At 71.7% G+C, this 22,714-nt stretch carries 22 protein-coding genes; 12 read left to right on the top strand and 10 right to left on the bottom strand.

Annotated features, from left to right (window positions below):
* The 6 genes from E1294_RS27815 to E1294_RS27790 all read left to right on the top strand — a co-directional run.
* Positions 1 to 446 (top strand): hypothetical protein (locus E1294_RS27815; RefSeq protein WP_220447972.1); only part of this gene is annotated, 446 nt, incomplete at its 5' end.
* Positions 447 to 472: 26 nt separating this feature from the next.
* The gene (locus E1294_RS27810) at positions 473 to 1,612 is read left to right on the top strand and encodes an FAD-dependent monooxygenase (RefSeq protein ID WP_132513136.1); all 1,140 of its coding nucleotides are present in this window, start codon (positions 473 to 475) and stop codon (positions 1,610 to 1,612) included.
* 204 nt (positions 1,613 to 1,816) lie between these two features.
* Positions 1,817 to 2,851, top strand: a complete 1,035-nt coding sequence (locus E1294_RS27805) for a fatty acid desaturase family protein (protein WP_132513134.1) — start codon at positions 1,817 to 1,819, stop codon at positions 2,849 to 2,851.
* Positions 2,852 to 2,977: 126 nt separating this feature from the next.
* Positions 2,978 to 3,556: a hypothetical protein gene (locus E1294_RS27800; RefSeq protein ID WP_132513132.1), complete on the top strand. Its 579-nt coding sequence runs from the start codon at positions 2,978 to 2,980 to the stop codon at positions 3,554 to 3,556.
* A gap of 77 nt (positions 3,557 to 3,633) precedes the next feature.
* On the top strand, positions 3,634 to 4,275 hold the full coding sequence (locus E1294_RS27795; RefSeq protein WP_165977506.1) for a copper resistance CopC family protein: 642 nt from the start codon (positions 3,634 to 3,636) through the stop codon (positions 4,273 to 4,275).
* Positions 4,265 to 5,254: a hypothetical protein gene (locus E1294_RS27790; protein WP_132513128.1), complete on the top strand. Its 990-nt coding sequence runs from the start codon at positions 4,265 to 4,267 to the stop codon at positions 5,252 to 5,254. The genes E1294_RS27795 and E1294_RS27790 overlap by 11 nt, the downstream gene beginning before the upstream one ends.
* Positions 5,255 to 5,261: 7 nt before the next feature.
* On the opposite strand, the gene E1294_RS27785 is transcribed toward E1294_RS27790, so the two are convergent.
* Entirely contained in the window at positions 5,262 to 6,248 is a 987-nt protein-coding gene (locus E1294_RS27785; protein ID WP_132513146.1) for an aldo/keto reductase, read from the bottom strand.
* A 169-nt stretch (positions 6,249 to 6,417) separates the two neighbouring features.
* Here E1294_RS27785 and E1294_RS27780 point away from each other — a divergent pair, with 169 nt between their 5' ends.
* On the top strand, positions 6,418 to 7,275 hold the full coding sequence (locus E1294_RS27780) for a helix-turn-helix domain-containing protein (RefSeq protein ID WP_132513126.1): 858 nt from the start codon (positions 6,418 to 6,420) through the stop codon (positions 7,273 to 7,275).
* Positions 7,276 to 7,287: 12 nt separating this feature from the next.
* Here E1294_RS27780 and E1294_RS27775 read toward each other — a convergent pair whose 3' ends face one another.
* Genes E1294_RS27775 through E1294_RS27765 form a run of 3 tightly spaced genes read right to left on the bottom strand, consistent with a single transcriptional unit; the run spans position 7,288 to position 9,550 of the window.
* On the bottom strand, positions 7,288 to 7,881 hold the full coding sequence (locus tag E1294_RS27775) for a pentapeptide repeat-containing protein (protein ID WP_132513124.1): 594 nt from the start codon (positions 7,879 to 7,881) through the stop codon (positions 7,288 to 7,290).
* A gap of 17 nt (positions 7,882 to 7,898) precedes the next feature.
* Positions 7,899 to 9,059, bottom strand: coding sequence for a cation:proton antiporter (locus E1294_RS27770; protein WP_132513122.1), 1,161 nt, complete (start codon positions 9,057 to 9,059; stop codon positions 7,899 to 7,901).
* Positions 9,060 to 9,067: 8 nt separating this feature from the next.
* Positions 9,068 to 9,550, bottom strand: a complete 483-nt coding sequence (locus E1294_RS27765) for a cation:proton antiporter regulatory subunit (protein WP_132513120.1) — start codon at positions 9,548 to 9,550, stop codon at positions 9,068 to 9,070.
* Positions 9,551 to 9,785: 235 nt separating this feature from the next.
* On the opposite strand from E1294_RS27765, the gene E1294_RS27760 reads away from it, so the two are divergent.
* Complete coding sequence (locus tag E1294_RS27760) at positions 9,786 to 10,199, top strand: ATP-binding protein (RefSeq protein ID WP_132513118.1); 414 nt, start codon at positions 9,786 to 9,788, stop codon at positions 10,197 to 10,199.
* 85 nt (positions 10,200 to 10,284) lie between these two features.
* Here E1294_RS27760 and E1294_RS27755 read toward each other — a convergent pair whose 3' ends face one another.
* Both E1294_RS27755 and E1294_RS27750 read right to left on the bottom strand, forming a co-directional pair.
* Complete coding sequence (locus tag E1294_RS27755) at positions 10,285 to 11,493, bottom strand: acetate/propionate family kinase (protein WP_181958561.1); 1,209 nt, start codon at positions 11,491 to 11,493, stop codon at positions 10,285 to 10,287.
* Positions 11,469 to 13,772: a phosphoketolase family protein gene (locus tag E1294_RS27750; RefSeq protein ID WP_132513114.1), complete on the bottom strand. Its 2,304-nt coding sequence runs from the start codon at positions 13,770 to 13,772 to the stop codon at positions 11,469 to 11,471. Before E1294_RS27750 ends, E1294_RS27755 begins: the two co-directional genes overlap by 25 nt.
* Before the next feature lie 177 nt (positions 13,773 to 13,949).
* Between E1294_RS27750 and pgi the strand changes: the two genes are divergently transcribed.
* Both pgi and E1294_RS27740 read left to right on the top strand, forming a co-directional pair.
* Complete coding sequence (gene pgi, locus E1294_RS27745; RefSeq protein WP_132513112.1) at positions 13,950 to 15,593, top strand: glucose-6-phosphate isomerase; 1,644 nt, start codon at positions 13,950 to 13,952, stop codon at positions 15,591 to 15,593.
* A 50-nt stretch (positions 15,594 to 15,643) separates the two neighbouring features.
* Entirely contained in the window at positions 15,644 to 16,279 is a 636-nt protein-coding gene (locus E1294_RS27740) for a LysE family translocator (protein WP_132513110.1), read from the top strand.
* On the opposite strand, the gene E1294_RS27735 is transcribed toward E1294_RS27740, so the two are convergent.
* Positions 16,280 to 17,653 carry an amino acid permease gene (locus tag E1294_RS27735; RefSeq protein WP_220447971.1) on the bottom strand — a complete coding sequence of 458 codons (1,374 nt, stop codon included), beginning with the start codon at positions 17,651 to 17,653 and terminating at the stop codon, positions 16,280 to 16,282.
* 19 nt (positions 17,654 to 17,672) lie between these two features.
* Positions 17,673 to 18,806, bottom strand: a complete 1,134-nt coding sequence (locus E1294_RS27730; protein WP_132513108.1) for an aminotransferase class V-fold PLP-dependent enzyme — start codon at positions 18,804 to 18,806, stop codon at positions 17,673 to 17,675.
* Between the two features lie 76 nt (positions 18,807 to 18,882).
* On the opposite strand from E1294_RS27730, the gene E1294_RS27725 reads away from it, so the two are divergent.
* The gene (locus E1294_RS27725) at positions 18,883 to 19,419 is read left to right on the top strand and encodes a helix-turn-helix domain-containing protein (RefSeq protein ID WP_132513106.1); all 537 of its coding nucleotides are present in this window, start codon (positions 18,883 to 18,885) and stop codon (positions 19,417 to 19,419) included.
* 113 nt (positions 19,420 to 19,532) lie between these two features.
* A complete protein-coding gene (locus tag E1294_RS57365; RefSeq protein ID WP_281284527.1) occupies positions 19,533 to 21,251 on the top strand; it encodes a serine/threonine protein kinase in 1,719 nt (572 codons plus the stop codon).
* A gap of 21 nt (positions 21,252 to 21,272) precedes the next feature.
* Here E1294_RS57365 and E1294_RS27715 read toward each other — a convergent pair whose 3' ends face one another.
* Positions 21,273 to 21,809, bottom strand: a complete 537-nt coding sequence (locus E1294_RS27715; protein WP_132513104.1) for a GNAT family N-acetyltransferase — start codon at positions 21,807 to 21,809, stop codon at positions 21,273 to 21,275.
* 69 nt (positions 21,810 to 21,878) lie between these two features.
* Positions 21,879 to 22,601 carry a VIT1/CCC1 transporter family protein gene (locus E1294_RS27710; protein WP_132513102.1) on the bottom strand — a complete coding sequence of 241 codons (723 nt, stop codon included), beginning with the start codon at positions 22,599 to 22,601 and terminating at the stop codon, positions 21,879 to 21,881.
* Positions 22,602 to 22,714 lie beyond the last annotated feature (113 nt).

The raw sequence follows: 22,714 nt of genomic DNA, 5'->3' as shown, positions 1-22,714 counted from the left end.
CCTCCGCCGTCGGCTCGGCCACCATGGCGCGCATGGTCGGCGGCGCTGTGGGGGTCGCCGTGGTGTCGGTCGTCATCGACCACCCGTTCATGACCGGCCCCTTCGCCGGCCTCGCGGGCGCGCTGGCGTTGTGCGTGGCCATCTCCGTGCTGATCGGCGCGCTGGCCCTCACCAAGATCACCAAGATGCGTCCCGACCCGGGCGACGTCATGGTCAAGGTGCCGCGCAAGCTCCTGCTCGAACTGCGCATGACCCTCGCCACCGTCGCGGCGGAGGCGGACGCGCTGCTGCCGGTCGAGACCCGCACACCCCCGACGACCACCCCACCGGCCCTCCAGCCGGATGCCCAGCCGGTGTCCCCCGTGGACACCCGGATGGGCCGGGTCCCGCTGCCGCGGGCGGCCGAAACAGGCCCGCTCGCCGGCACCCGCGGGCCTACGAACTAGTTCAACCATTCAGAAGGGCTCTCGTCATGGCAACCACATCGTGCGACGTGGCCATCGTCGGCGCCGGGCTCGGCGGCTGCTTCCTGGCCTTATTACTGGGCCGCCGCGGACAGCACGTCGTCGTCATCGAGCAGGGACCCTCGGTCCCCAGCGCGGGCGCCGACTTCCTCAAGCCCCCGGGCCAGCGCGTGCTCGCCCGTCACGGGCTGGCGGACCTCGTCGAACGCCATGGCCTCAGGCGTGACACCATCCGCTATTACCACGACGGCGACCCGATCAGGGAATGCCGCTTCCCCGACGGCGGCTTCCTCATCCGCCCCTACCGCGAGTTGGTCGAGCTCATCTACACCTCCTGCGCCATGGAAGGCGTCGAGTTCTGGTTCGACACGAGCATCGACGACATCGCGATCGGCGACGGCCAGGTGGAGGAGCTGACGCTCTCCGACGGCCGCACGCTCAAGGCCGGCGTCGTGATCGGCGCCGACGGCACCAAGTCCGCCGTACGCCGGGCGCTGGACATCGAGCAGCAGACGATGCCGTACGAGCGGTTGCTGATGCGGGTGGCCACCGTGCCGCTGACCGCCAGCGTGGCCCAGCTCAACCGGCTCTACTTCAGCTCAGAAGGCTGGCTCGCCTACCTCTACCCGCTCAACAGGGACCAGGCCAGGGTGTTCGTCGGCCTGCCGCCCGAGGACGACAAGGAGATCTTCCAGGACGGCATCCCCGTCCTCATCGACACGCTGAAGAAGTTCGTCACCGACAGCTCGGACGCCTTCAACGCCCTGCAGCCCGCCACCTGGCAGCGGATCAAGGTCTCGTCGTTGCGCGTGGCCGCCTACCACAAGGGCAACGCCGCGCTGCTCGGATCCGCCGCCTTCGCCTGCCACCCGATGACGGGCATGGGCATGAGCTACACGCTGCACGACGCCGAGATCCTGGCCGACGCGATCTGCACCGCCGGCGGCGACCAGGACCTGCTCGACCGGCTGCTCTACGCCCGCTACGAGCCCCGCAGGCACGCGCACAGGGAGCTCATCGACTACGGCGACGCGCTGGCCGCCACCTTCCGCGACCGGGCCGCCTATCTCGACGTCTTCCGCCCCGACCTGCACGTCTACGGCGACGCCGCCGCGCCCGAGGAGGTGCCGGACCTGCAGCCGATCTGAACTGGGCGTCCCCGCCGCCCGCCCCACCCCGAAGGTGACGGCAGCCCATGCCCAGGCGGCGGGGGCGTCGTTCCGGCGCCCGTGGTAGGGCCTGCCCTACCACGGGAAAGGGTGACAGCGGGGGTCACACTCGGTCGCATTGTCCGCGATGCTGTACGTAATCCCCCGTACGACGCATCAGCATCGGAGAAGACTTTGACTGTGGTGGACACGTCCCGTGCCCGGCCATCAGGAGAGAGAGGAAGCGACTTCGCCAAGCTGTCGCGCCGTCTGGCGCAGGCGGGCCTGCTGAAGAAGCGGCCAGGCTACTACGCGGCCAGGATCACCCTGGTCGCCGGCCTGTTCGCGGGAAGCTGGGCGCTGTTCGCCTGGGTCGGCGACTCGTGGTGGCAGCTCGCCGTCGCGGTCCTCATGGCCGTGGCGTTCGGGCAGGTCACCCTCCTGGCCCACGACCTCGCGCACGGGCAGATCTCCCGCTCACGGCGCACCAGCAGGATCGCCGGGCTGATCACCGGCAACCTGGCCATCGGGCTCAGCTACGGCTGGTGGATGGACAAGCACACCCGCCACCACGCCAACCCCAACCACGAGGACCACGACCCCGACGTCTCGCCCGACGTCCTCCTCTGGTCGGAGAAGCAGGTCGAGGCCAGCCAGGGGCTGCCCAGGTTCGTGGGCCGCTGGCAGGCGTTCCTGTTCTTCCCGCTGCTCACCCTCGAAGGGCTGAACCTGAAGGTGTCGAGCTTCCGCGCGCTGCGCAGGAAGTCGCTGAAGAACAGGAGACTCGAAGGGCTGCTGCTGACCGGGCACGTGCTGGCCTACGCGGGCGCGCTGCTCCTGGTGTTGCCGCCCGGCCTGGCGCTGGCGTTCCTCGCCGTGCACCAGGCGTGCTACGGCGTCTACCTCGGCTGCACGTTCGCGCCCAACCACAAGGGCATGCCGGTGCTCACCGCCGAGGACGAGCTGGACTTCCTCCGGCGCCAGGTGCTGACCTCCCGCAACGTCCGCGGCGGCCGCCTGGTCAACACCGCGCTCGGCGGCCTGAACTACCAGATCGAGCACCACCTGTTCCCCAGCATGCCCACCGCGAACCTGCGCAAGGCGCAGCCCATCGTCAGGGAGTACTGCGAGTCGCTCGGCATCGACTACGTCGAATGCGGCCTGTTCCAGTCCTGGGGGCAGGCACTGCGCCACCTGCACGAGGTGGGCCGGCCACTGCGCGAAACCGCCAGGACCTGACGGCCGGGCCCCGTGACGCGACGGGCGGTGGCAGGCGGAACCGCCAGGACCTGACGGTCCGGCCGGCGATGCACCGCGGGCGGTGAGAACACGGGACCGGCCGGCCCCTGTGTAAGGATGGCGGCTGTGCCCCTTCCGTCATCACCCGCGCTCCCGGCGGCGGCCGGGCTGCGGCTCGCGCGGGCCGTCGTGTTCGCCGCCGTGTGCGGCGCGGTGTCGGCGGGCGGGCACGCGCTGGCGGGCGGCGGGCCGGTGCCGCTCCCGGTCTACGGCGCCGCGGTGCTGGCGGCGCTCGGCCTGGCCTACCTGATCGACGGGCGCGAGCGCGGGCCCGTCGCCGTGCTCGCCGCGACCGCAGGCACCCAGATGCTGCTGCACCAGCTCTTCGAGCGGCTGGCCCCCACCACCGCCCCCGGGCCCGAGCTCGCGCATGCGCACCCGGGGCCGGGCATGGCGCTGGTCCATCTCACGGTGGCGGCGCTGACGGCGTGGTGGCTGCACCGCGGCGAGCGCGCGTTGTGGCTCATGATTCGCCTGTACGCCACGCCGCCGCCGGTCATCCGGGTGCTCGTCGCCGCCCCCGTGGAGGTCGCCCTGCCGTCATGGCGGCCGCCCACCCCCGACGTCCCCGCGTACGCGGGAGAGATCGTCTCAGGAACGGTCAGCAGGCGCGGCCCGCCCCGAAAGGTCCAGCGTTCACGCTGAAGCTCGCCGCCCTGCCAGCATCCGGACGCCGGCGCCACGGGCGCGGTCGTCCGGAAGACCCTTTCCGGAGACCTGTCATGGCATTCCCGCCACCCACCATCCGCACATCACGCATCCGCAAGGCGGCGCTCGCGGCGTTCGCCTGCCTGCTCGCCCTCGTCCTTCCCGCCGCGCCCGCCCACGCCCACGACAAGCTCAAGAGCAGCTCGCCCGCCAAGGACGCCGAGGTGTCCGCGGTCGAGATGATCGAGCTCGAATACACCGCAACCGTCAAGTTCCCGTTCGTGGTGTTGCGCGACGAGTCGGGCGAGCAGGTCGGGCTCGGCGAGCCCCGGATCGACGGGCCGAAGGTGTCCGCCGCCGTGCCGCAGCCGCTCGCCCCCGGCTCGTACGTGATCGCCTGGCGGGTCGTCTCCTCCGACGGCCACCCCATCGAGGGGGAGATCCCCTTCACCGTGAAGGGCGCGGCCTCCACCTCGTCCGCACCGCCTTCCTCTGAACCCCCCTCGTCTGCTCCCGCTTCCGCTGAGCCGGCCTCTTCCGGGCCCGCCAGCGGGCAGGACGCCGCCGCCTCGACGGCCGCCTCCCCGGACACGGCGTCGTCCGGTGTGCCAGCCTGGATCTGGGGCGCGCTGGCGGTGCTCGTCGTGCTCGGCGCGGTCGTCGCGCTCAGGGCCGCGCGCCGCCGCCCAGGAGGAGAGGAGCCGGATGCTCAATGAGCAGGCCAGACAGGTCGCCGGGCGATGGGTGGAGATGGAAGGCGCCCGGCTGCCCGGGTTCGGCGGGGCGTTCCTGACCGGGTCGGTGTTGTGGGGCGACCCGCGCGCCGAGCTGCCCCCGGCCTCCGACGTCGACGTCATGCTGATCGCCGACCCCGGCGTCAGGCCGGGCAAGTTCGCCTACGAGGGTGTGCTGCTCGAGGTCTCCTCCCTGCCCGGCATCGGGTCCGCGGACGAGGTCCTGGCCGACTACCACCTGGCCGGCAGCTTCCACCTGCCGTGCGTGCTGGCCGACCCGTCGGGCCGCCTGAGCGCGATCCAGCGGGTCGTGGCCCGCGACTTCGCCGCGCGACCGTGGACGACGGCCCGCTGCGCGGGCGCGATGGACCGCGTGCGCGCGTTCCTCGGCGGCATGGACGCGTCGGCGCCGCTGCCCGACCAGGTCACCACCTGGCTGTTCGGCACAGGGGTGACCACGCACGTGCTGCTGGTGGCCGGGCTGCGCAACCCGACCGTCCGCCGCCGGTACGCGGCCGTGCGCGACCTGCTCGCCGCGCACGGCCGGCTGGACGTCCACGAGACCCTGCTCGACTGGCTCGGCTGCGCCGGCCTCGGCGCGGCACGAGTGGAGGGTCACCTGGCGGCGTTGGAGACGGTGTTCGACGCGACCGCGGCCGTGCGGGTGCCCGCGTACCGGTTCGACTCGGACATCGCCGCCCCGGCCAGGCCCGTCGCCATCGACGGCAGCCGGGAGCTCATCGCGCGTGGGCTGCACAGGGAGGCCGTCTTCTGGATCGCCGCCACCTACGCGCGGTGCCTGGCCAAGCGGGCCGCGGCGGGGGAGCGGGGCTACGAGGAGGGGCTGCTGGAGTTGCTCGCGGACCTGGGGGCGGAGACGTTCGCCGGCCGCAGGCGGCGCGCCGACCGCGTGCTGGCCGGGCTGCCCGCCTTGTGGGAGACGGCCATGTCGCTGTGCTGACCGGGGGTCACCGGCCGTCGAGGCGGTCGACGGCGTCGCCGTAGATGCCGGGGCTGCGGTCCACCTCGCCGATGAAGTCGCCGGGGAAGCCCAGCTCGAAGCCGACCGCCGACTCCAGCCGCCGCACCGCCTCGTCGGGCAGCTCCACCTCGGTCGCCCCCAGGTTGTCCTTGAGCTGCTCGGCGGTGCTCACGCCGAGGATCGGGTGCACCCCGCGCCGCAGCACCCACGCGATGGCCACCTGCGAGGCGGTGACGCCCAGCTCGTCGGCCACCTCCATCACGGCTCGCGCCGCCGTCCGATCCCGCTCGGTGAGGGAGCCGGGAGACAGCCGCGAGGCCGCCGCGTCCGGCGCGTTGTAGCGGCCGGACAGCACACCGTGCGCGAGCACCCCCCACGCCGCCACGCTCATCCCGTACTCCCGCGCCATCGGCAGCAGTTCCCGCTCCACGTCCCGCGACAGCAGGCTGTACGGCACCTGCAACCCGGCGAACGGAGTCCACCCGCGCCACTCGGCCAGCGTGTTGGCCCGGCTCACCACCCAGGCGGGGGCGTCGGAGATGCCGGCGTAGAGCACCTTGCCCGCGGTGACCGCGTCGTCCAGCGCCCGCATCGTCTCCTCGACCGGGGTGTGCCGGTCCCAGACGTGCACCCAGTAGAGGTCGATGTAGTCGGTGCGCAGCCGCCGCAGGCTCTGCTCCAGCGAACGGACGAGGCTCTTGCGGTGGTTGCCCGCGGCGTTCGGGTCGGTGCCGTCGATGGTGCCGGTGTACTTCGTGGCCAGGACGTAACGGTCCCGGCGGCCCTGGAGCAGCTCGCCGACGACGCTCTCGCTCTCGCCGTACATGGAGGCCGTGTCCACGACGTTGCCGCCCGCGTCGGCGTACAGGTCGAAGATGCGCCGCGCCTCCGGGGACGCCTCGCCGTAGGTCATCGCGCCGAGGAAGAGTTGAGAGACCCTGAGCCCGGTACGGCCCAGCAGACGGTAACGCATCATGGGAGCACCCTCCTGGCACGGACGGGCGGTGCTCCGGCTTTCGATCGAGTCGTGGACATCATGCGCACCACCCTCCCGGAATCCGCGCGGCCGAGGGAGACCGTGCCGAGACTGGCCCTGCCGGGGCCACGATGGGGCCAGGCGGATGTTCCGTACACTCGGGGACGTGAGCGACAACGAGCTGGGCGCCTTCCTGCGCTCCCGCCGCGAGGCCGTCAAACCCGCCGACGTGGGGCTGCCCGACGGCCCGCGGCGGCGCACGCCAGGGCTGCGCAGGTCCGAGCTGGCCACGGTGGCGGGCATCAGCGTCGAATATCTGACCAGGCTGGAGCAGGGGCGCGACCGCAACCCGTCCACGCAGGTGCTCGTCACGCTCGCCGACGCCCTGCGCATGACGCAGGAGGAGCGCCTGCACCTGCGCAACCTGGCCAAGGTGGCCGGCGGCGGCATCGCGCTGTGCATGGCGGCGGGGCAGGCGCCCTCCCGCGACGTGCGTCCCACGGTGCGCGCCCTGCTCGACCGGCTGGAGCCCGCCCCCGCCGCGGTGCTCAACAGGCTGGGCGACGTGATCGCCCGCACCGAGGGGTACGCGCGGCTCTTCGAGCCCCTCGGCCTCCTGGACGGAGACCCGCCCAACGTGCACAGATTCGTGTTCGAGGACGAGCGGGCCAAAGACGCCTACCCGGAGTGGGAGCGCGTCGCGGCCGAGCACGCCGCCCTGCTGAAGCTGATCAGCGGCTACGACGACCTCTACGTCGACGACCTGATCTCCGAGTTGTCGTTCGCGGCGGGGGAGGCGTTCACGTCGAGGTTCGCCGCCCCGCCGCTGACGCCGCCGACGGTGCCAGTGGAGCGGGTGGCGCATCCCGGCGTCGGTGAGCTGCGGTTGTCGCGCGAGACGCTCGACCTGCCGGACGGCGAGCAGAGCATCGTCGTCCACCTGCCGGCCGGCGCCGACACCGCGGACGCGCTCGACCGCCTCATGGGCCGCGTGCCGGGCGCCCTCCACGCGGTGAACGGCTGACCTCGCGGCTGCTCACTCGCGGACGTCGAAGCCCAGCGCGGCGGCTACGACCGTGGCCTGGAACGGGTCGATGACCGCGCCGGTCATCGTGGCCGTGCGCGGGTCGAGCGTGCTGAGGTCGCTGCCGCGAAGGTCGCACTTGGTCAGGTCGGCGCCGCGCAGCGACGCCCCCGTCAGGTCGGCCCGCCGCAGCTCGGCCCGCTCCAGCCGGGCGTCCGCCAGATCGGCCTCGCGCAGCCGGGTGCCGTGAAAGGCGCTGCCCCGCAGATCGGCCCCCGCCAGGCCCGTGTAGGACCAGTCGCCGCCCTCGACCTTCAGCAGGCCGTACGTGCAGCCGTCGAACACGCTCCCGGTGAGCTTGCACTCGGTGAAGGTGGCGTCGAAGAGGGAGCACCGCGTGAACGTGCAGTTGAGAAACCTCGCGCCGGTGTGCTCCGACACGTTGAACCGCACGTTGCTGAAATGGCACTCCTCGAAGGAGGATCCGTGGTCGACGAGCTCGGTCATGTCCACGTCCTGGAACAGAACCCGGCGATGGCTCTCGCCGGAGATCTCGAGCGTGTCCCAGTCCGTGGCCCAGACCGTCTTCTCTGTGGGGTGGGCCATGCGAACAAGTTAGCGGATCAGGCCCGCTTCGCGATGGCGGTGATGAGGGGCTGCACGGCCTTGGCCGCCAGCGGCCCGAACGCGGCCAGGATCAGCACGTACGCCGCCGCCAGCGCTCCCAGGTCGGGATGCGCGCCCGCGCCGACCGCCAGACCGGCGATGACGATGTTGAACTCGCCGCGCGGGATGAGCGCGATGCCCGCTCGTGCCTGACCGGCCCTGGCGATGCCCGCCCGTTTGGCCGCGTACATGCCCGTGAGCAGCTTCGTGATCATGCTGACCAGGGCCAGCAGCGCGGCCAGCCCGGCCACCGGAAGGATCTTCGCTGGGTCGGTCTGGAAGCCGAAGAACACGAAGAACACCGCGGCGAACAGGTCGCGCAGCGGTGCCAGCAGCGCCTGCGCGTCCTCGGCCAGCTCGCCGGAGAGCGCGATGCCGACCAGGAACGCGCCGACCGCCGCCGAGACCTGCAACTGCTGCGCGAGACCGGCGACCAGCAGGGCCAGGCCGACGACCTTGAGCAATAACACCTCGGAGTTGGGGCTGGACACGAATGCCTCGATGAAGCGCCCGAACCGGAGCGCCACGACCAGCACCACGCTGACCGTGAGCAGCGCGATGCCCACCGAGATCGCCCCGCTCACCAGGCTCAGCCCGGCCAGCATGGTCGTCAGGATCGGCAGGTAGACCGCCATCGTGAGGTCTTCGAACACCAGCAGCGACAGGACCGTCGGTGTCTCCCGGTTACCGATCCACCCGAGGTCCGACAGCACTTTGGCGGTGATGCCCGATGAGGTGGCGTAGGTGACGCCGGCCATGGCCACCGCCGCGACCGGGCCCCAGTCCAGCAGCAGCGCGATGATCGCGCCGGGCGCCGCGTTGAGCACCAGGTCGACGATGCCCGCGCGGGCGTTGCTCGTCAGGCTGGTGACGAGCTCGTCGGCGTTGTATTCCAGACCCAGTGTCAGCAGCAGAAGGACGACGCCCAGCTCCGCGCCGACGGAGATGAACTCCTCGCTGGTGGCCAGCGGCAGCACGCCGCCGGTGCCGAACGCCAGTCCGGCGATCAGATAGAGGGGGATGGGGGAGATGCCGCCGCGCAACGCCAGCGCGCCCAGCACTCCGAGACCCAGCAGTACCGCACCGAATTCGAGGAAAAGGATCGCGGTATGGTGCACCCGCGGCCCTACCCTTCTGCCAGAATGCCGGCGACCTCGGCGGTGGTGTCCTCGCTGCCGACGACGACCACGACGTCACCGCCGGTGAAGACGAAGTCGGGTCCAGGACTGGCGACAACCTTGCCGCCGCGCACGACGGCCACGATGGAGGCGCTCGTACGTGTGCGCACACGCGCGTCGCCCATGGGGCGTCCCACGTACGGGGAGTCCGCCGATATCGGCAGTTGCACGCTGACCAGGCCCTCGACCTGCTCGTGCAGCTGGTTGAGCCGCTGCACGATGCGTGGCGCCCCCAGGAGCTCGGCCAGGGTGTCGGCCTCCTCATCATTGAGCTTGACCGTATGACAGACGGCGTCGGGGTCCTCTTTGTCGTAGATCACGAGGTCCCGGCGCCCGGTGCGGTGGGACACGATGCCGACCCGCTGTCCTTTGCGCGTCGTGAAATCGTGCCGCAGACCGATGCCGGGAAGTGCTGTTTGTTCGACCTCCACCTGTCCCACCTGTTCAGATCCGTATTTTTCCGGACAACCCTACCAACGCATTACCCGCGTTATACGCACGCTTACCGGGCCCACCGGCGACACCTGCGCAGGTCGGCTCGCGGCCGGTCGTGCCCCCGCCGCTCGCGGGATGGTGACTCGTGGGAGACTGCTCAACGGCGCAACGTGACGAACCGCGTTCAACGGACGGCCGACCGGCCGCACGAGACCCCCCGAGAGCAGAGGAATGGGCAGCAAGGAGGCGCAGCCGTACATCGTGAACACCCGGTTGCCGGAGGAAATGGGCAGCATCACGGCGTCGCGGCAGATCGTCGGTGAGGCTCTGGCCACACGCGGCTACCAGGGGCGGCGTGGGGACGTCCTCCTGGTGGTGTCCGAGCTGGTCACGAATGCGCTCGTGCACGGCGACGGCCCGCCCTCGCTGCGCATGCGGGCCGACGCGTCGAGCGTGCGGATCGAGGTGAGCGACGCCGGCGCCGAGCTGCCCCGGCCCCGCGAGCCCGGTCCCGGTGACGGCTGGGGGCTGCACGTCGTCAGGCTGCTGTCCACCGGGTGGGGCGTCGCGCCGGCCGAGCGCGGCAAGACGGTGTGGTGCGAGCTCGCCGCCGACCTCACCCGGATCCGCCCGGCCGAGATCTGATCCGTCCTCCGGTGACGTGATCCGCCCATCAGTGACACGTGCCGGCCGTCAGCGACGCGTGCCGGTCAGTGACGCGTGCCGGCCGTCAGGGACCTGATGCGGTGCCCTGCTCGGGTCCCGCGCTGATCAGGGCGAGGGCCTCACGGGCGATCTCCCACTCCTCGTCGGTCGGGACGACGAGCACGGCCACCTCGGCGCCGGGCGGCGACACCGCGCGCTCCGCGGCCGACGCGGCCCGGTTGAGCGCCGGGTCGACGGTGATGCCGAGCCGGCCGAGCCCGGCCAGCGACTCGGCCCGGGTGGCGGCGTCGTGCTCGCCGACCCCGCCCGTGAACACGATCGCGTCCACCCGGCCCAGCAGCGCGTAGTAGGCGCCGACGTACTTGCGGATGCGCCTGGTGTAGATCTCCAGGGCCAGCCGCGCCTCCTCGTCGTCGCGGGCCCGCACCTCGCGCATGTCGCCGCTGCCGGTGAGGCCGAGCAGGCCGCCCTGGCGTCCGAGCGCCTCCTCCACCTCCTCGGCGTCCATCCCGTTCACCCGGGCGAGATAGCCGCCGATCGCCGGGTCGACGTCACCCGAGCGCGTTCCCATGACCAGGCCCTCCAGCGGGGTCAGGCCCATGGAGGTGTCGACGCTGCGGCCGCCGGAGACGGCGGTGGCGCTGGCGCCGTTGCCCAGGTGCAGCACGATGAGATCGAGCCCGGCCAGGTCGCGGCCGAGCAGGGCGGCGGCGCGGCGCGAGACGTAGGCGCAGGACGTGCCGTGGAAGCCGAAGCGCCGCACGCCCAGCCGCTCACGCCACGCGCGCGGCACCGCGTACGTGTGCGCCGCCGGCGGCAGCGTCAGCTGGAAGGCGGTGTCGAACACGGCCACCTGGGGCACCCCGGGAAAGGCCTCGCGCGCGACCCGGACGCCGGTCAGGTTGACCGGGTTGTGCAGGGGCGCGAGCGGCGCCAGGCGCTCGATGGCGGCGATCACGGCGTCGTCGATGAGCACGGCCCGGGTGAACGTGGTGCCGCCGTGCACGACCCGGTGCCCGACCGCGACCGGGCTCAGCTCGGGCCCGGCCGTCTCGAACGCCTCCATGACCGCGTCCAGCCCCTCGGCGTGCCCGGGGAAGCGGGTCTGCCTCTCGTAGGCGGGCCCGGCACCCGCGTGGTGCGTCAGGCGCCCCTCGTCCTCGCCGATGCGCTCGACCAGCCCCCTGGCGGGGCGCTCGCGGGTGCGGACGTCGATGAGCTCGTACTTGATGGACGAGGAGCCGGTGTTCAGGACGAGGATGCGGCCGGCCACGTCCACGACCTTATGTCGGCGGGGTCCTCGCCGTGCTCGCGCGTGTGGGCGCGGGCGCGCAGCCGCTCATCGCTCATGTGCTGGCGCAGGTGCGCCCGGGTGGCGCCCAGCCCGGGGACACGGTCGATGACGTCCATGACCAGGTGGTAGCGGTCGATGTCGTTGAGCATGCACATGTCGAAGGGCGTGGTGGTGGTGCCCTCCTCCTTGTATCCGCGCACGTGGATGTTGTCGTGGCCGTTCCGCCGGTAGGTGAGCTGGTGGATGAGCGAGGGGTAGCCGTGGAAGTTGAAGATGACCGGCCTGCCGGTCGTGAAGAGCGTGTCGAACTCGGCGTCGGACATGCCGTGCGGGTGCTCCGACCGGGGCTGGAGGCGCATGAGGTCGACGACGTTGACCACGCGCACCTTCAGCTCGGGCAGGTGCTCGCGCAGCAGCGCGGCGGCGGCGAGCGTCTCCAGGGTGGGCACGTCGCCGGCGCAGGCGAGCACCACGTCGGGCTCGCCCCCCTGGTCGGTGGAGGCCCAGGGCAGGATGCCGAGGCCGCGCGTGCAGTGGGCGATGGCCTCGTCCATGGTGAACAGGTCGAGCACGGGCTGCTTGCCGGCGACGACGACGTTGACGTAGTCGCGGGAGCGCAGGCAGTGGTCGCCGACCGAGAGCAGCGTGTTGGCGTCCGGCGGCAGGTAGACCCGCACCACGGAGGCCTTCTTGTTGACCACGACGTCGAGGAAGCCGGGATCCTGGTGGCTGAAGCCGTTGTGGTCCTGGCGCCACACGTGCGACGACAGCAGGTACGTCAGCGACGCGACCGGCCGCCGCCACGGAATCTTCTGCGACGACTCCAGCCACTTGGCGTGCTGGTTGAACATGGAGTCCACGATGTGGATGAAGGCCTCGTAGCAGTTGAACAGCCCGTGGCGGCCGGTCAGCAGATAGCCCTCCAGCCAGCCCTGGCACAGGTGCTCGCTGAGCACCTCCATGACGCGCCCGCCGGCGGCGAGGTTCTCGTCGGTGGGCAGCAGCTCGGCGTTCCAGGCCCGGTCGGTGACCTCGAACACCTCCTGCAGCCGGTTGGAGGCGGTCTCGTCCGGCCCCATCAGCCGGAACGTGTGCGGATTCCGGGCGATCACGTCGCCCAGCAGCCCGCCGAACACCCGCGTCGGCTCGGTCTCCTGCACAGCGGGCGACTTGACCTCGACCGCGTGGGTGCGGAAGTCCGGCAGCCGCAGCGGCTCCAGCAACTCGCCACCGTTGGCGTGCGGGTTGGCGCTCATCCTGCGCGGTCCGGCGGGCACGGTGTCCGCGATCTCCGCGGTCGGGCGCCCGTCGGCGTCGAACAACTCCTCGGGGCGGTAGGAGCGCATCCACTCCTCCAGCATGGCCAGGTGGGCGGAGTTCTCGCGTACCTTCGCCAGCGGTACCTGGTGGGCCCGCCAGGTGCCCTCGACGGGCTTGCCGTCCACCTCGCGCGGCCCGGTCCACCCCTTCGGGGTGCGCAGGATGATCATGGGGAGGCGGTCGGCGTCGCCGGCCTTGTACGCGGCGATCTCGTCCCAGACGGTGTCGAGCGTGCCGGCCATCTCGGCGTGGTCGGGGCCGACCAGATGGGGGCGGTAGCCGTACCCCTCGATGAGTTTGATCAGCTCGTGCTCGGGGATGCGGGCGAGCACGGCCGGGTTGGCGATCTTGTATCCGTTCAGGTGCAGGATGGGCAGCACCACGCCGTCCCGGCGGCGGTCGGCGAACTTGTTGGCGTGCCAGCCGGCGGCCAGAGGGCCGGTCTCGGCCTCGCCGTCGCCGATGACGCAGGCCACGACCAGGTCCGGGTTGTCGAAGGCGGCACCGTAGGCGTGCGCGAGCGAGTAACCCAGCTCGCCGCCCTCGTGGATGGATCCGGGCGTCTCCGGCGCGACGTGACTGGGCACGCCACCCGGGAAGGAGAACTGGCGGAACAGCCGCCGCATGCCCGCGACGTCCTGCGAGACGTCGGGGTAGCGCTCGGTGTAGGTGCCCTCCAGCCAGGCGTGCGCGACCGCCGCCGGGCCGCCGTGCCCGGGACCGGCGATGTAGATCATGTCCTGGTCGCGTTCCTTGATCACCCGGTTGAGGTGGGCGAAGCAGAAGTTCAGGCCCGGCGTGGTGCCAAAGTGGCCGAGCAGGCGCGGCTTGATGTGCTCCGGCCGCAGCGGCTCGCTCAGCAGCGGGTTGTCCAGCAGGTAGATCTGCCCGACGGACAGATAGTTGGCCGCCCGCCAGTATGCGTCTATATGCTCCATGCTCCTGCTGCTTCCTCCGTAGAGCGAGCTGAATCCACTTTCCGCCTGGCAAGGTGTGGGACATGACGTAAGTCCCGCGTACGCAAAAGGTCTCCTCGGCCACGCGCGGAATCAACGCCGGGGGGTACGTGGTTACGGCACGATGGTGATCGGTTTGGCGACGCGAGGAGGAAGAGCGTGAACGGCGACATCACCCGGAGCCAGGAGTGGGCGGCCCTCGACAAGCACCACGGCGAGCTGGCGGGCAAACAGCTCCGGGAGCTGTTCGCGGATGACCCGGGCCGCGCCGACCGCATGACGGCGACCGCCGGCGACCTCTACCTCGACTACTCCAAGCACCGCGCCACACGCGAGACGATCGGCCTGCTGCTGGCCCTGGCCGAGCGGGCCGGCCTGCGCGAGCGGATCGCGGCCATGTTCGGCGGCGAGCACATCAACGTCAGCGAGGACCGCGCCGTGCTGCACGTCGCGCTGCGCCTGCCGCGCGAGGCGGAGCTGGTGGTCGACGGGCAGGACGTCGTGGCCGACGTGCACGCCGTGCTCGACAAGATGAGCGCCTTCTCCGGGCGGATCCGCTCGCAGGAGTGGAAGGGCGCCACGGGCAGGCCCATCGAGACCGTCGTCAACATCGGCATCGGCGGGTCCGACCTGGGCCCCGCCATGGCCTACGAAGCGCTGCGCGACTACGCCGACGCGGGCATCGCGGCCAGCTTCGTCTCCAACATCGACCCGGCCGACATCACCGGCGCCCTCGCCGGGCTCGACCCCGCGACCACGCTGTTCGTGATCAGCTCCAAGACCTTCACCACGCTGGAGACGCTGACCAACGCCAGGATCGCGCGCCGCTGGCTGGTCGACGCGCTGGGCGAGGACGCGGTGTCCCGGCACTTCGTGGCCGTCTCCACCAACGCCGCGAAGGTCGCCGAGTTCGGCATCGACACCGACAACATGTTCGGCTTCTGGGACTGGGTGGGCGGCCGCTACTCCTTCGACGGCGCCATCGGCCTCTCGCTGATGATCGCGATCGGGCCCGAGCGGTTCCGCGAGATGCTGGCCGGCTTCCACACCATCGACGAGCACTTCCGCACGGCGCCGTTCGAGGCCAACCTGCCGGTGCTGATGGCCCTGCTCGGCGTCTGGTACAACAATTTCTTCGGCGCGGAGACCCGCGCCGTGCTGCCCTACAGCCAGCGTCTGCACCGCTTCCCGGCCTACCTGCAGCAGCTCACGATGGAGTCCAACGGCAAGTCCGTGCGCGCCGACGGTGCTCCCGTGGCCGCCGCCACCGGCGAGATCTTCTGGGGCGAGCCGGGCACCAACGGCCAGCACGCCTTCTATCAGCTGCTCCACCAGGGCACCCGGCTGGTGCCCGCCGACTTCATCGGTTTCGCCGAGCCCTTCGAAGATCGTGGGGGCATGCACGACCAGCTCGTCGCCAACCTGCTCGCGCAGACCTCGGCGCTGGCGTTCGGCAAGACAGCCGAGGAGATCGCGGGCGAGGGCACCGCGGCCGAGATCGTCCCCCACAAGGTGATGCCGGGCAACCGCCCCTCCTCCACCATCCTCGTGCCCAAGCTGACTCCGTCCACGCTGGGCCAGCTCGTCGCCCTCTACGAGCACATCGTCTTCGCCGAGGGCGCCATCTGGGGCGTCGACTCCTTCGACCAGTGGGGCGTCGAGCTGGGCAAGAAGATGGCGCTCGACCTGGCGCCCGCGCTCACCTCCGGCGAGGCGCCGGAGCTGAGCGGGGCCGCGCTGCCCGACCCCTCCACCGAGCGGCTCGTGCGCCGATACCGCGAGCTGCGCGGCCGCCGCGTCTGAGCCTGGAACGCCGGGGGATCGAGGGACGCGGGGCGCGTAGAGTGGACGCCATGACCTCCGTGACACAGCTTGTCGCTTTCGGCGGGGTGGTGCTGCTCGGCGCGATGTCGCCCGGCCCCGACTTCGCGGTCGTCGTACGCCGCTCGGCCGTCTCCGGGCGCGGGCACGGCATGGCGGCGGCGACGGGGATCTCCGTGGGCGTCTTCGCCTGGGTGGTGGCCGCGGCCACCGGCGTCGCGGCGCTGCTGGCCGCCTCGGCCATGGCGTTCACCGTGGTGAAGGTGGCCGGCGCGGCCTACCTGCTCTATCTCGGCGTCAAGGCGCTGCGCGCCGCCCTGCGCCGGGGCGGCGACCTGACGCTCGACGTGCCGGACCCGGGAGGGCGGGGCGCATGGGCGGCGTTCGCGGAAGGGCTGCTCACCAACGTGCTCAACCCCAAGGCCGCCCTGTTCTTCGTGGCCCTCGTGCCCCAGTTCGTCAGCTCCGGCGCCTCGCTGCCGGACACCCTGGTGCTGTCGTTGATCGCGCTGGCGGGCACGGTCGCGTGGTTCCTGGTGGTGGCCAACATCGTGGGGACACTGCGCAAGATCTTCGCCAGGCCCGCCGTGCGCAAGACCGTGGACGGCCTGACGGGCGCCGCCCTGATCGCCCTCGGCGTCAAGCTGGCCACCTCCGGCAACCCCTAGCTACACCGGTGAGGTCGAGCGGCGGGAGACGACGGCGTACGCCAGGCTGACGATCACGAAGAACGGGACGCCCGCCCACCACGCCGGCCGCAGCGACTCGATGAACAGCGTCGAGACGAGCACCGCGGCGAGGAAGAGCACCACGAGCCCCGACGTGACGGGCGCGCCCCAGAGCCGGACCGGCGAGGGCGGCAGCCCCTGCGCGGCGCGGGTGCGCCGGAAGGCGTGGTGCGTGAGGAGGATCAGCAGCCACACGACCAGCGCGCCGAACACCGACACGCCGAACAACGCCAGGTAGGCCTCGCTCTCGCTGGCCGCCGACACGACCGCGGCGAGCGCGAGGCCGAGCGCCGACAGCGCGAGCGCGTTGCGCGGCACGCCGGCGGCACTGAGCCGCCCGGTCCAGGCGGGCGCGTACCTGTTGGCGGCGAGCGAGTGCATCATCCTGGTGGTCAGGTAGAGGTTCGTGTTGGCGCTGGACAGCGCGGCGGTCAGCACGACGAAGTTCATGACGGTCGCCGCGGCCGGGATGCCCGCGGCGGAGAACACGCTGACGAACGGGCTCTCGGTCACGGCGCCGCCCTGGGCGGTGGTGGTCCACGGCACCACCGTGAGCACGATCGCGATGGCCAGCACGTAGAAGAGGGCCAGCCGGGTGACCATGCGGCGGGCGGCGCGCGGGATGTCGCGCACCGGGTTCTCCGACTCGGCGGCGGTGACCGAGACGACCTCGGTGCCGATGTAGCTGAACAACACGAACACCATGGCGAGGAACAACCCGCTCATCCCGTTGGGCAGGAATCCGTCGTGCGCGGTGAGGTTCGAGACGCCGGTGGCTTCCGCGCCGGGCAGGCCGACGGTGACGAGCAGCACGCCGAGCAGGGTGAACACGATGATCGCCACCACCTTGATCATCGCGAACCAGTACTCGACCTCGCCGAACATCTTGACCGCGGCGGTGTTCACGCCGAGCACCACGGCGGAGAAGACGGTGACGGGCAGCCACAGCGGCAACGACGGCCACCAGAACTGCACGTAGATCCCGGCCGCGATGACCTCGCCGCCGATGGCGATGACCTGGATCGTCCAGTACGTCCAGCGGACCACGAACCCGCCCCACGGGCCGAGGTACCGGTGCGCGATGACGCCGAAGGCGCCCGCCTCGGGGTGGACGACGACCATCTCGGCCAGCGACCAGCCGATCACCAGGGCGACGCCCGCGCAGATGATGTAGGCGACGATGGTCGCAGGGCCTGCCTGGGAGATCGCCAGGCTGGAGCCGAGGAAGAGCCCGGTGCCGATCGCGCCGCCCAGCCCGATCATGGTGAGCTGGCGCCCGGTCAGCCGGCGTCGCAATCCGGATGTGTTGTCCACAAGAGACCTTTCGGGGGGTTCAGGCCCGGCGGCAGACACTGATGGCTTCGACGGCCGCGTCCACGTCGGACCGGTCGTTGTAGTAGTGGAAGGACAGCCGCAGCAGGTCGCCCCGCGGCGCGGTCCAGATGCGGCGCTCGGCCAGCCGGGCCGCCAGCCGGGCCGGGTCGTCGTCGGCGATGGCCACCTGCGGGCCGCGTGCTCCCGCCGGGCTCGCCACGCGTTCGCCGGCCGCTGACAGCCGCTCCGCCAGCTCCTCGACCAGGGCGGACACGTGTTTGTCCACGGCGTCCATGTCGACCCGTTCGATGAGGTCGAACCCGGCGTTGGCCGCGTAGGCGGACGGGATGGGCGGCGTGCCGGTCTCGAAGCGCCGGGCGCCGGCGGGGAAGTCGAGCAGCCGCGGGTCGAAAGCGAACGGGTCGGTGCGGCCGAACCAGCCGGTGAGCTCGGGCTCGCGCTGCTGCTCCATGCCGCCGCGTACGTAGAGGAAGGCGAGTCCGGGCAGGCCGAGCAGGTATTTGAGCGACCCGGCCGCCAGATAGTCGCAGCCGAGCCGTTTCACGTCGATCGGGGTGACGCCGGCGCCCTGGTAGGCGTCCACAAACACGCGCGCGCCCTTCTCGTGCGCCAGGCGGACGACGTCCTCCACCGGGAGGCGGGCGCCGTTGCGGTAGGTGTGCAGCGGCACCGACACCAGGTTGACGGTCTCGTCGACGACCTGCTCGTACGCCTCGGCCGCGACGTTCTCGCCGGTGTCGGCGGCCACCTTGACCGTGGCGCCGCGCCCGCGCTGGGCCAGCCACACGTGCGCTATGGACGGGAACTCCAGGTCATTGGTGACGAGGCCGGGACGGCGCGACCAGTCGAGCGACGAGGCGGCCTGGAAGGCGGCCTCCGAGGCGCACGACAACACGGCCACCTCGTCGGGCTCGGCGCCGATGAGCCGGGCGAACCGCTGCCGGGCGCGGCCGACCTCCGCCATCCACACCTCCCAGGGGGCGCCTCTGTCGCGCAGCGAATGGCCGATCTCCTGGAGCGCGTACGCGAGCCGCGACGACAGGGCGCCCTGGCTGCAGCTCGCCAGGTGCACGGAGTCGGTCAGGGAGGGAAACTCGGCCCGGAACTGAGTGACGTTCAACAGATGCGACATTTCGGGCACCTTATCCGGACGGATTTAACCAGGTCAATATGTCTTCAATGTGATTAACGCCCGATAGGATCTGCGCGTGATTGGCGCCAGGATCCGTGAGCTCCGCACCGCGCGCGGGCTGACCCTCGCCCAGCTGGCCGCGGAGGCGGGCGTGTCGAGCGGACTGATCAGCCAGGTCGAGCGCGACCTGGCCGACCCCAGCCTGGAAACGCTCAGGAAGATCGCGAAGGTGTTCGACCTGCCGCTGTTCAGCCTGTTCCAGGAGCCCGACGCGGCCGCCGTGGCCGTGGTCAGGCGTGACGGGCGGATGCTGGTCAGGTCCCCCACGGGCGGGATCACCTACACCCGCGTGTCGCCCGGGCACGGGCGGCTGGAGGTGCTGGAAGGGCACCTGCTGCCCGGCGGATCGTCGGCCGCCGAGCCGTGGTCGCACCCGTCCGAGGAGTGCGTGCTCGTGCTGCGGGGACGGCTCGTCGTCGAGGTGTCCGGAGCCGAGCACGTGCTGGAGGCGGGGGACAGCTGCTCCTTCGACTCGTCGCTGCCGCACCGCTATCTCAACACCGGGGATGAGCCGGTCGACTTCCTGATCGTCGCCACTCCGCCCAGCTACTGAGCGGCACGCGACCGCAGGTGAGCGCGTCGATCACGTAACACGCCCACGCGTCGGGATTTATCCCGTTAAGGTGCATGAGGTCCGTCCCAGCCGTCACAGGAGTCAGCCCCCTCATGCCGAACGCCGAGCCGCTGCGCCCCGACGATCCCGAGGCGATCGCCGCCTACCGGCTCGTCGGGCGGCTCGGCGAGGGCGGCCAGGGCACCGTCTACCTCGGACAGGCCCCCGACGGCCGGCCGGTGGCCGTCAAGGTGCTACGCCAGTCCGTCGCCGGGGGCAACGGCTTCGCCAAGGAGATCGCCGCGGCCCGGCGCGTGGAGCCGTTCTGCATCGCGCAGGTGCTCGACGCTTCGATGAGCGGGCGTCCGTACATCGTCAGCGAGTACGTCGAGGGCCCGTCCCTGCAGGAGGCGGGCCCTCATCGCGGCGCCGATCTGCAGCGCCTGGCCGTCAGCACGGCCACGGCGCTGGCCGCCATCCACGAGGCGGGGGTCGTGCACCGCGACTTCAAGCCCTCCAACGTGCTGCTCGGACGGGACGGGCCGCGCGTCGTCGACTTCGGCATCGCCCGCCTCGCCGACTCCGCGGTCACCGTGACCAGCAGCGTGGTCGGGACGCCCGCGTACATGGCCCCCGAGCAGCTCGCGGGCGCGTACGTCGGCCCGGCGGCGGACGTCTTCGCCTGGGCGTCGGTCATGGTGTTCGCGGGGACGGGCACGCCGCCGTTCGGCGAGGACTCGCTGCCCGCGGTCATCAACCGGGTGCTCAACCAGGAACCGTTCCTGGGCGACCTGCCGGAGCCGCTGCGCCAGGTCGTGTACGCCTGCCTGGCCAAGGACCCGGGCGCCCGCCCGCGGATGCGGGACGTCCTGCTGCGCCTGCTCGGCGGGCCACGGCCCCACCCGGCCGGGGCGCAGCCCCCGCCACCGGAGTCCGCGCACGCCCCCGGGCCGGGCGCGCCGGGTGATCCGCACGGCTCGCCCGGTGCCCAGCACGGCCTGCCCGGTCACCCGACGACCCCCGGTCCCCGGCCAGGCGCGACCGGTCACCCGATGGCCCCAGCCCCTCAGCCGGGCGCGCCCGGTCACCTGCACCCCTCGGGGGGCGGCGACCCGCGTCGCACCCTTCCGCCGCGCCGCACGAGAGCGCGGGTGCCGCTGATCGCCGCCGTTTCCGGGGCGGTCGCCGTGTGCCTGGCGGCCGTCGTCGTCGTGTGGAACGCCTCGGCGGACAGGAGCCCCGCCCCGCCGGTGCTGGCCGCCGGCTCCAGCGAGCCGTCTCCCTCCGCCACCAGCACGCCCAGGCGCGAGAAGACCGCCCCGCCCAGGAGGACGCGTACTCCATCGGCCGCTCCCGAGACCACGCGCTCGCGCCCCGCCACACAGCCGTCACGGGAGCGCACCGCCGCGCGGCGAACGCCCACGAGCACACCGAGGCCGACGAGGAGGCCGGCGACCAGGAGGCCGGTGACCAGGCGGCCGTCGCCCACCGCGAGCAGGAAGAGCGCGAAGGCCGCCTCGTTCACCCTCGCCTACGTCCGGGTCGCCGGCGCGTCCAAGATCAACAGTGCGGGCGTCACCTGTTACACGGGCTCGCTGGGCTTCGGCGTCGGGCTGGACGCGTCCGAGATGGGAGCCCCGTTCTCCTACCAGTGGCTGGTCGACGGCCAGGTGATCGAGAGCGGCTCCAGGCGGATCCCGTCTCACGCCCGGTCCGACTATTTCGGCTCGAAGAAGCAGATCAGCCCCGACCTCGGGACCGAGCACACGGTCGTCTTCCAGCTCACCTCGCCGGTGCGGAAGAGCCGGTCCGCCTCGTGGACCATGTGCTGAGCGCCGCGCCGGACGCGGGATTCAGCCGAGCTTCTTCGTCAGGGTCTCGAACGCCAGGTCGTCACGCAAGGGAACACCGAACCGCTCATCGCCGTACGGGAAGGGCGACAGCTCGCCGGTGCGGACGTAGCCGCGGCGTACGTACCAGGCGATGAGATCCTCACGCTGGACGATCACCGTCATCCGCAGCTCGCCGGCACCCCACTCGTCGCGGGCGAGCCGCTCGGCCTCGGCGAGCAGCGCCCGCCCCGTGCCCGCGCCCTGCAGGTCGGGCGCGACGGCGAACGTCCCGAAGTAGGCGTGGCCGTCATGGCGCTCGAGCTGACAGCACCCCACCATGACGCCATCGGCCTCGGCGACGATCACGGTCGTGGACGGATCGTCGATCATCTCGGTCACCATCGTCGCGTCGACGCGCTGCCCCTGGAGGAGATCCGCCTCACCGGTCCACCCGTTCCGGCTCCTCTCTCCCCGGTACGCCGACTCCACCAGGTCGACCAGCGCCGGGACGTCGGAACGGCGGGCGGGACGGAACGTGTGCTCGCGGGGGCTGCTCATGCTCGTTCTCCAGGGACGTGTCCGGTGACCATGAAAGACAATTGCATACGATTCGCGCGGCGGCCGCCATCAGGAGACGGCGACGCCGAGGAGGTGCCCCAGCCCGAAGGTGACGGACGCCGCTCCCACACCCAGCACGACCTGGCGCAGCCCGCCCAGCCACCACGGCCGCGCCGTCATCCGCGCCACCGCCGCCCCGAACCCGAACAGTCCCAGCACGCTGATCACCACGGCCACCGCCAGCCCCGACGCTCCGAGGAGGAAGGGCGCCAGCGGCACCAGCGCACCGGCGGCGAACGCGCAGAACGAGGACCCCGCGGCCACGTACGGCGAGGGCAGGTCGTCGGGATCCACGCCCAGCTCCTCGCGGACGTGCACCCGCAACGCCCGCTCGGGATCGGCGGACAGCCCCTCGGCCACCCGGTGCGCCAGCGCGGGGTCGAGCCCGCGCGCCTGGTAGAGGGCCGCCAGCTCGGCCAGCTCGCCCTCGGGGTCCCTGGCCAGCTCACGCCGCTCGACGGCGATCTCCGCCCGCATCAGCTCGGTCTGGGACTTCACGGACGTGTACTCCCCGGCCGCCATGGAGCATGCGCCGGCGACGAGACCGGCGAACCCCGCGAGCACCGCGCCGCGCCCGGCGCCCGCCGCGCCGACGACGCCGGCGATCAACGCGAAATTGGACACGAGCCCATCCATCGCCCCGAACACGGCCGGACGCAGCCAGCCGCCGGTCACGTCCCGGTGGCGGTGGTGCTTCTCGGGCGAGTACGGCCGGGTGAGCTCGATGGTCATGTAGTTCCTCCGCTTTCACATGCTTCTTCCCGAAATGTAGGCATACGTCCCCAAGATCCGCAACGAAGGAGAGCCTTCCCTGGCCAGGCATTTCGGGCCAGCCTCTGGACCGG

Origin of the sequence: Nonomuraea diastatica (genome assembly GCF_004349015.1) — a bacterium.
Classification (GTDB): Bacteria; Actinomycetota; Actinomycetes; order Streptosporangiales; family Streptosporangiaceae; genus Nonomuraea; species Nonomuraea diastatica.
Note: the sequence above shows the minus strand (reverse complement) of the source record. Positions and strands in the feature narration are given on the sequence as shown.